This is a genomic window from Streptomyces sp. NPDC057543, assembly GCF_042801895.1.
Lineage (GTDB): Bacteria > Actinomycetota > Actinomycetes > Streptomycetales > Streptomycetaceae > Streptomyces.
This window is the reverse complement of sequence record NZ_JBHVFF010000313.1, coordinates 1-9,513: the sequence shown is the minus strand read 5'-3', so window position 1 is coordinate 9,513 and position 9,513 is coordinate 1. Positions and strand designations below refer to the sequence as shown.

General features: G+C 65.9%; 4 protein-coding genes. All 4 read left to right on the top strand.

Features of this window, described 5'->3' with window-relative positions:
• Positions 1 to 304: 304 nt before the first annotated feature.
• The 4 genes from rplJ to ACFU8Q_RS34975 all read left to right on the top strand — a co-directional run bounded on the left by rplJ (position 305) and on the right by ACFU8Q_RS34975 (position 9,464).
• Positions 305 to 835, top strand: a complete 531-nt coding sequence (rplJ, locus tag ACFU8Q_RS34990; RefSeq protein WP_266358738.1) for a 50S ribosomal protein L10 — start codon at positions 305 to 307, stop codon at positions 833 to 835.
• A 111-nt stretch (positions 836 to 946) separates the two neighbouring features.
• Positions 947 to 1,330 (top strand): 50S ribosomal protein L7/L12, encoded by a 384-nt coding sequence (gene rplL / locus ACFU8Q_RS34985; RefSeq protein ID WP_093897231.1) that lies wholly within the window; start codon positions 947 to 949, stop codon positions 1,328 to 1,330.
• 619 nt (positions 1,331 to 1,949) lie between these two features.
• Positions 1,950 to 5,435 carry a DNA-directed RNA polymerase subunit beta gene (rpoB, locus tag ACFU8Q_RS34980; protein ID WP_384462204.1) on the top strand — a complete coding sequence of 1,162 codons (3,486 nt, stop codon included), beginning with the start codon at positions 1,950 to 1,952 and terminating at the stop codon, positions 5,433 to 5,435.
• 129 nt (positions 5,436 to 5,564) lie between these two features.
• A complete protein-coding gene (locus ACFU8Q_RS34975; protein WP_384462201.1) occupies positions 5,565 to 9,464 on the top strand; it encodes a DNA-directed RNA polymerase subunit beta' in 3,900 nt (1,299 codons plus the stop codon).
• Positions 9,465 to 9,513 lie beyond the last annotated feature (49 nt).

Below are 9,513 nucleotides of genomic sequence, written 5' to 3'. Positions count from 1 at the left end.
ACGCAGTTCCCCGGTCGCCGGACGGCCCAAACCTCCCGCACCGCCCGAACAGAGACGGATTTGCCCGGCGCGACATCGGTCGCGTACTCTCCTACAGAAGCCAAAGACCGCTGGTCGTTGCTGCGCTCTCGCAAGAGGGAACAGCAACCGAAGGATCCGTCGAGTACGGGCGACCCGCGCAGGTGACTGTGGAAAGCTCCCGGACTTCGTTCGGTCGAGCTACGCCCTGGCGCCTGCGCCGGGGCGTTCGTCTTTCCCGGTCCCTTCTGAGCGGTCCTCATCACCCGGAAGGAGGCCGACGCTCATGGCAAGGCCCGACAAGGCTGCCGCGGTAGCCGAGCTGACGGATCAGTTCCGCAGCTCGAACGCCGCCGTGCTGACCGAGTACCGGGGTCTCACCGTGGCGCAGCTCAAGACGCTGCGCCGTTCGCTCGGTGAGAACGCCCAGTACGCCGTGGTGAAGAACACGCTGACCAAGATTGCGGCCAACGAGGCCGGGATCACTTCGCTGGACGACCAGTTCACTGGTCCGACGGCGGTTGCCTTCATCACCGGTGACCCGGTGGAGTCGGCGAAGGGTCTTCGTGACTTCGCCAAGGACAACCCCAACCTCATCATCAAGGGCGGTGTCCTTGACGGTAAGGCGCTGACCGCGGATGAGATCAAGAAGCTCGCGGACCTCGAGTCCCGCGAGGTTCTGCTCGCCAAGCTGGCGGGTGCCATGAAGGGCAAGCAGACTCAGGCTGCTCAGGTCTTCCAGGCGCTCCCGTCGAAGTTCGTCCGCACCGCGGAGGCGCTTCGTGCCAAGCAGGCCGAGCAGGGCGGTGCCGAGTAATTCGGCTCGCGCAATGATCGTCGCTTGACTGAGCGACGGTCGCAGCGGGCCGAACGTACGCCCGCCTACATGTAACTCCGGCACCTGCCGAATTAGTGGAAGGACGCCATCATGGCGAAGCTGTCCCAGGACGACCTGCTCGCGCAGTTCGAAGAGATGACCCTCATCGAGCTCTCCGAGTTCGTGAAGGCCTTCGAGGAGAAGTTCGACGTCACCGCCGCCGCTGCGGTCGCCGTTGCCGCCCCGGGTGCCCCCGGTGCCGCCGCTGAGGCCGTCGAGGAGCAGGACGAGTTCGACGTCATCCTCACCGGCGCCGGCGAGAAGAAGATCCAGGTCATCAAGGTCGTGCGTGAGCTGACCTCGCTGGGCCTGAAGGAGGCCAAGGACCTCGTCGACGGCACCCCGAAGCCGGTCCTCGAGAAGGTCGCCAAGGAGGCCGCCGAGAAGGCTGCCGAGTCCCTCAAGGCCGCCGGCGCTTCCGTCGAGGTCAAGTGACTCAAGGAGTCCGCTGACTCCTCCTGACTGCCCGTGCCGCACGGCACGGACGTCAAATGGCGAAGGGCGATCACCCATCCGGGTGGTCGCCCTTCGGCGTACCCGCGACGGCTGCCTTGCTCTTCCGGCGGCGACGAGTATGGTGATCATCGCCGTTGCCTCTCGGGGTCGGCCGGCCGGCGCCGGGAGGTGGCCGGGTGATGGCGCCGCGGCGTCGTCCCGGCAGGGGGGCCTTGACGAACGGCACGAGGCGCGCAATTCTCAGGACGCGTCGTCACATCGATCCGAATCCGAGGCATGGATCGTGGACGAAGAGGGCAGTAAAGAAGAGCGCACCGCGCGCACCGGCTAGTCATAGGTGTTGAGAACAGCTGTTGAGAGCTACGTGGGTCTCTGAGAACCCCGACTGGACATCAGTGTGCCGTTTGGCTACACTGACCCTTTGCGCTGCCTGTTAGCTGCCTCCTGCCCGTCACCAGAGGCATGCCCACGCTTGAGCACCCATGACTGACCGTCTCTGACCTGGCCGTCTTCGGCCGAATCAGGAACAGACCGTCTCCGTGTCCAGCTTGGGACCGGTACGCGCGTAGTGAGTCCGAGCCCTCGGAAGGACCCCCTCTTGGCCGCCTCGCGCAACGCCTCGACCGCGAATACGAACAACGGTGCCAGCACCGCCCCGCTGCGCATCTCCTTTGCAAAGATCAAGGAGCCCCTCGAGGTTCCGAACCTCCTCGCGCTGCAGACCGAGAGCTTTGACTGGCTCCTCGGCAATGCCGCCTGGAAGGCTCGCGTCGAGGCTGCTCTGGACAGTGGACAAGACGTCCCCACCAAGTCCGGCCTGGAGGAAATCTTCGAGGAGATTTCACCGATCGAGGACTTCTCCGGGTCGATGTCGCTTACGTTCCGCGACCACCGCTTCGAGCCCCCGAAGAACTCGATCGACGAGTGCAAGGAGCGCGACTTCACGTTCGCCGCCCCGCTCTTCGTCACGGCTGAGTTCACCAACAACGAGACCGGCGAGATCAAGTCCCAGACGGTCTTCATGGGCGACTTCCCGCTCATGACCAACAAGGGCACCTTCGTCATCAACGGCACCGAGCGTGTCGTCGTGTCGCAGCTGGTCCGCTCGCCGGGTGTCTACTTCGACTCCTCCATCGACAAGACGTCCGACAAGGACATCTTCTCCGCCAAGATCATCCCGTCCCGGGGTGCGTGGCTGGAGATGGAGATCGACAAGCGCGACATGGTCGGTGTCCGTATCGACCGCAAGCGCAAGCAGTCCGTGACCGTCCTGCTCAAGGCTCTCGGTTGGACGACCGAGCAGATCCTCGAGGAGTTCGGCGAGTACGAGTCCATGCGCGCCACCCTGGAGAAGGACCACACGCAGGGCCAGGACGACGCGCTGCTCGACATCTACCGCAAGCTGCGTCCGGGCGAGCCCCCGACCCGCGAGGCCGCGCAGACGCTGCTGGAGAACCTCTACTTCAACCCGAAGCGCTACGACCTGGCGAAGGTCGGCCGCTACAAGGTGAACAAGAAGCTCGGCGCGAACGAGCCGCTGGACGCCGGCGTTCTCACCACCGACGACGTCATCGCCACCATCAAGTACCTGGTGAAGCTGCACGCCGGTGAGACCGAGACGGTCGGCGAGTCCGGTCGCTCGATCATGGTCGAGACCGACGACATCGACCACTTCGGTAACCGTCGTATCCGTAACGTCGGCGAGCTGATCCAGAACCAGGTCCGTACGGGTCTCGCCCGTATGGAGCGCGTCGTGCGCGAGCGCATGACCACCCAGGACGTCGAGGCGATCACGCCGCAGACCCTGATCAACATCCGGCCGGTCGTCGCCTCCATCAAGGAGTTCTTCGGCACCAGCCAGCTGTCCCAGTTCATGGACCAGAACAACCCGCTGTCGGGCCTGACGCACAAGCGTCGTCTCAACGCCCTGGGCCCGGGTGGTCTCTCCCGTGAGCGGGCCGGCTTCGAGGTCCGTGACGTGCACCCGTCGCACTACGGACGCATGTGCCCGATCGAGACGCCTGAAGGCCCGAACATCGGTCTGATCGGTTCGCTGGCTTCGTACGGCCGCATCAACGCGTTCGGCTTCATCGAGACGCCGTACCGCAAGGTCGTCGAGGGCCAGGTCACCGACGAGGTCGACTACCTGACCGCCGACGAGGAGGACCGCTTCGTCATCGCGCAGGCCAACGCGCCGCTGACCGACGAGCTCCGGTTCGTCGAGCCCCGCGTGCTGGTTCGCCGTCGTGGCGGCGAGGTCGACTACGTGCCCGGCACGGACGTCGACTACATGGACGTCTCGCCGCGCCAGATGGTGTCCGTCGCCACCGCGATGATCCCCTTCCTGGAGCACGACGACGCCAACCGTGCCCTCATGGGCGCGAACATGATGCGTCAGGCGGTGCCGCTGATTAAGTCGGAGGCCCCGCTCGTCGGCACCGGCATGGAGTACCGCTGCGCCACCGACGCCGGTGACGTGCTCAAGGCCGAGAAGGACGGTGTGGTCCAGGAGGTCTCCGCGGACTACATCACCGTGACCAACGACGACGGCACGTACACCACGTACCGCATCGCCAAGTTCATGCGCTCCAACCAGGGCACCTCGGTCAACCAGAAGGTCGTCGTCTCCGAAGGCGACCGGGTCGTCGCCGACCAGGTCCTCGCCGACGGACCGGCCACCGAGAACGGTGAGATGGCCCTCGGCAAGAACCTGCTCGTGGCGTTCATGCCGTGGGAGGGTCACAACTACGAGGACGCGATCATCCTGTCGCAGCGCCTCGTGCAGGACGACGTCCTCTCCTCGATCCACATCGAGGAGCACGAGGTCGACGCCCGTGACACCAAGCTCGGCCCGGAGGAGATCACCCGGGACATCCCGAACGTCTCCGAGGAGGTCCTCGCCGACCTCGACGAGCGCGGCATCATCCGTATCGGTGCCGAGGTCGTCGCCGGTGACATCCTCGTCGGCAAGGTCACGCCCAAGGGTGAGACCGAGCTGACCCCCGAGGAGCGCCTGCTCCGCGCGATCTTCGGTGAGAAGGCGCGCGAGGTGCGCGACACCTCGCTGAAGGTGCCGCACGGTGAGATCGGCAAGGTCATCGGCGTCCGCGTCTTCGACCGCGAAGAGGGCGACGAGCTGCCGCCGGGCGTGAACCAGCTGGTCCGCGTCTACGTCGCGCAGAAGCGCAAGATCACCGACGGTGACAAGCTCGCCGGCCGTCACGGCAACAAGGGCGTCATCTCGAAGATCCTCCCGATCGAGGACATGCCGTTCCTGGAGGACGGCACCCCGGTCGACATCATCCTCAACCCGCTGGGTGTCCCGTCCCGAATGAACCCGGGACAGGTCCTGGAGATCCACCTCGGCTGGCTCGCCAGCCGCGGCTGGGACGTCTCCGGCCTCGGTGACGAGTGGGCCAAGCGCCTGCAGGCCATCGGCGCCGACCAGGTCGCCCCCGGCACCAACGTCGCCACCCCCGTCTTCGACGGTGCGCGCGAGGACGAGATCTCCGGTCTCTTCGAGGCCACGATCCCGAACCGCGACGGCGACCGCCTGGTGCAGCCCTCCGGCAAGGCCCAGCTGTTCGACGGCCGCTCCGGCGAGCCGTTCCCGGACCCGGTCTCGGTCGGGTACATGTACATCCTCAAGCTGCACCACCTCGTCGACGACAAGCTGCACGCTCGTTCGACGGGCCCGTACTCCATGATCACCCAGCAGCCGCTGGGTGGTAAGGCCCAGTTCGGTGGACAGCGCTTCGGTGAGATGGAGGTGTGGGCCCTTGAGGCTTACGGCGCCGCATACGCCCTCCAGGAACTGCTGACGATCAAGTCCGACGACGTGACCGGCCGCGTGAAGGTCTACGAGGCGATCGTCAAGGGCGAGAACATCCCCGAGCCCGGCATTCCCGAGTCCTTCAAGGTGCTCATCAAGGAAATGCAGTCGCTCTGCCTCAATGTGGAGGTGCTGTCCTCGGACGGCATGTCCATCGAGATGCGCGACACGGACGAGGACGTCTTCCGCGCGGCGGAGGAGCTCGGTATCGACCTGTCCCGGCGCGAGCCGAGCAGCGTCGAAGAGGTCTGACGGGTTGGCCGGCCGGATCCCCGTGATCCGGCCGGCTCTCCCCGGACCCGTTCAGACCATTGCTGAAGTGCCCCGATTTCTCGCGTGACGCGAGGGGGCTCGAACCCCCGAAAGAGGGATTGACGACAAGTGCTCGACGTCAACTTCTTCGACGAGCTGCGGATCGGCCTTGCCACCGCGGACGACATCCGGACCTGGTCCCACGGCGAAGTGAAGAAGCCGGAGACCATCAACTACCGCACGCTCAAGCCCGAAAAGGACGGACTCTTCTGCGAGAAGATCTTCGGTCCGACCCGGGACTGGGAGTGCTACTGCGGCAAGTACAAGCGTGTCCGCTTCAAGGGCATCATCTGTGAGCGCTGTGGCGTCGAGGTCACGCGCGCCAAGGTGCGCCGTGAGCGCATGGGTCACATCGAGCTTGCCGCTCCCGTCACCCACATCTGGTACTTCAAGGGCGTCCCGTCGCGCCTGGGCTACCTGCTGGACCTCGCGCCGAAGGACCTCGAGAAGGTCATCTACTTCGCCGCGTACATGATCACGTTCGTGGACGAGGAGCGCCGTACGCGCGACCTGCCCTCGCTGGAGGCGCACGTCTCCGTCGAGCGTCAGCAGGTCGAGAACCGTCGCGACGCCGACCTCGAGGCCCGCGCCAAGAAGCTCGAGACCGACCTGGCCGAGCTGGAGGCCGAGGGTGCCAAGGCCGACGTGCGCCGCAAGGTGCGCGAGGGTGCCGAGCGCGAGATGAAGCAGCTGCGCGACCGTGCGCAGCGCGAGATCGACCGCCTCGACGAGGTGTGGAGCCGCTTCAAGAACCTCAAGGTCCAGGACCTTGAGGGCGACGAGCTGCTCTACCGCGAGCTGCGTGACCGCTTCGGCACGTACTTCGACGGCTGCATGGGTGCCGCCGCTCTGCAGAAGCGCCTGGAGTCGTTCGACCTCGACGAGGAGGCCGAGCGCCTCCGCGAGATCATCCGTACCGGCAAGGGCCAGAAGAAGACCCGTGCGCTCAAGCGCCTCAAGGTCGTCTCCGCGTTCCTGCAGACCAGCAACAAGCCCAAGGGCATGGTGCTCGACTGCGTGCCGGTCATCCCGCCGGACCTGCGTCCGATGGTGCAGCTGGACGGTGGCCGCTTCGCGACCTCCGACCTGAACGACCTGTACCGCCGTGTGATCAACCGCAACAACCGCCTCAAGCGTCTCCTCGACCTCGGTGCCCCCGAGATCATCGTGAACAACGAGAAGCGGATGCTGCAGGAGGCCGTTGACGCGCTGTTCGACAACGGCCGCCGCGGTCGCCCGGTCACCGGTCCCGGCAACCGCCCGCTCAAGTCCCTCAGCGACATGCTGAAGGGCAAGCAGGGTCGATTCCGTCAGAACCTTCTCGGTAAGCGTGTGGACTACTCCGCGCGTTCCGTGATCGTCGTCGGCCCGCAGCTCAAGCTGCACCAGTGCGGTCTGCCGAAGGCCATGGCGCTGGAGCTCTTCAAGCCGTTCGTGATGAAGCGCCTGGTCGACCTGAACCACGCGCAGAACATCAAGTCGGCCAAGCGCATGGTCGAGCGCGGCCGCACCGTGGTGTACGACGTCCTCGAAGAGGTCATCGCCGAGCACCCGGTGCTGCTGAACCGTGCACCGACGCTGCACCGTCTGGGCATCCAGGCCTTCGAGCCGCAGCTCGTCGAGGGCAAGGCCATCCAGATCCACCCGCTCGTCTGCACCGCGTTCAACGCGGACTTCGACGGTGACCAGATGGCCGTGCACCTGCCGCTCTCCGCGGAGGCGCAGGCCGAGGCCCGCATCCTGATGCTGTCCTCGAACAACATCCTGAAGCCGGCCGACGGTCGTCCCGTCACCATGCCGACCCAGGACATGGTGCTGGGCCTGTTCTTCCTCACCACCGACGAGGAGGAGCGCAAGGTCGTCGGTCAGGGCCGTTCCTTCGGTTCCACGGCCGAAGCGATCATGGCCTTCGACGCCCGCGAGCTGTCGCTCCAGGCGAAGGTCGACATCCGCTTCCCGGTGGGCACCATCCCGCCGCGTGGCTGGGTGCCGCCGGTCGCCGAGGAGGGTGAGCAGGAGTACCAGCAGGGCGACACGTTCCGGCTGCGTACGTCCCTGGGCCGCGCGCTCTTCAACGAGCTGCTGCCCGAGGACTACCCGTTCGTCGACTACTCCGTCGGCAAGAAGCAGCTCTCCGAGATCGTCAACGACCTCGCCGAGCGCTACCCCAAGGTCATCGTGGCGGCGACGCTCGACAACCTGAAGGCGGCAGGCTTCTACTGGGCGACCCGCTCCGGTGTCACCGTGGCCATCTCCGACGTCGTGGTCCCCGAGGCCAAGAAGGCGATCGTCGCCGGCTACGAGGCGCAGGACGAGAAGGTCCAGAAGCAGTACGAGCGCGGTCTGATCACCAAGGACGAGCGCACGCAGGAACTCATCGCGATCTGGACCAAGGCGACCAACGAGGTTGCCGAGGCGATGAACGCGAACTTCCCCAAGACGAACCCCATCTTCATGATGGTTGACTCGGGTGCCCGAGGAAACATGATGCAGATGCGTCAGATCGCCGGTATGCGTGGTCTGGTGTCCAACGCCAAGAACGAGACGATCCCGCGTCCCATCAAGGCGTCCTTCCGTGAGGGCCTCACCGTTCTGGAGTACTTCATCTCCACGCACGGTGCCCGTAAGGGTCTGGCGGACACCGCCCTGCGTACCGCCGACTCGGGTTACCTGACCCGTCGTCTGGTGGACGTCTCGCAGGACGTGATCATTCGCGAGGAGGACTGCGGCACCGACCGCGGCCTCAAGCTGAAGATCGCCGTCAAGGGCGCGGACGGTGTGCTCCGCAAGACGGAGGACGTCGAGACCTCGGTCTACGCCCGCATGCTCGCCGAGGACGTCGTCGTCGACGGCAAGGTCATCGCGCCTGCCAACGTCGACCTCGGTGACGTCCTGATCGACGCCCTGGTGGGCGCCGGCGTCGAGGAGGTCAAGACCCGTTCGGTCCTGACCTGTGAGTCCGCGGTCGGCACCTGTGCCTTCTGCTACGGACGCTCGCTCGCCACCGGCAAGCTGGTCGACATCGGTGAGGCGGTCGGCATCATCGCCGCCCAGTCCATCGGTGAGCCCGGTACCCAGCTGACGATGCGTACCTTCCACACCGGTGGTGTGGCCGGTGACGACATCACCCAGGGTCTGCCCCGAGTCGTCGAGCTCTTCGAAGCCCGTACGCCCAAGGGTGTCGCCCCGATCTCGGAGGCGGCCGGCCGCGTCCGTATCGAGGAGACCGAGAAGACCAAGAAGCTCGTCGTCACCCCGGACGACGGCAGCGACGAGACGGCGTTCCCGATCTCGAAGCGTGCCCGTCTGCTGGTGGGCGAGGGCGACCACGTCGAGGTGGGCCAGAAGCTCACCGTGGGTGCCACCAACCCGCACGACGTGCTGCGGATCCTCGGTCAGCGCGCGGTCCAGGTCCACCTGGTCGGCGAGGTCCAGAAGGTCTACAACTCGCAGGGTGTGTCGATCCACGACAAGCACATCGAGATCATCATCCGGCAGATGCTGCGCCGGGTGACGATCATCGAGTCCGGCGACGCGGAGCTGCTGCCGGGCGAGCTCGTCGAGCGCTCGAAGTTCGAGACCGAGAACCGTCGTGTGGTCACCGAGGGCGGTCACCCCGCCTCCGGCCGTCCGCAGCTGATGGGTATCACCAAGGCCTCGCTCGCCACCGAGTCGTGGCTGTCGGCGGCGTCCTTCCAGGAGACGACCAGGGTTCTGACCGACGCGGCGATCAACGCCAAGTCGGACTCCCTGATCGGCCTCAAGGAGAACGTCATCATCGGTAAGCTCATCCCGGCCGGTACGGGTCTGTCCCGTTACCGCAACATCCGGGTCGAGCCGACCGAGGAGGCCAAGGCCGCGATGTACTCGGCCGTCGGCTACGACGACATCGACTACTCGCCGTTCGGCACCGGCTCCGGCCAGGCCGTTCCGCTGGAGGACTACGACTACGGTCCGTACAACCAGTAAGCGAGTCGCTTGATCGACCGGAGGGCGGCCACCCCGTTGTGTACGGGGT

Coding starts and splice junctions, on each gene's coding strand:
- rplJ (WP_266358738.1), top strand. CDS start 305: ATGGCAAGGCCCGACAAGGCTGCCGCGGTAGCCGAGCTGACGGATCAG.
- rplL (WP_093897231.1), top strand. CDS start 947: ATGGCGAAGCTGTCCCAGGACGACCTGCTCGCGCAGTTCGAAGAGATG.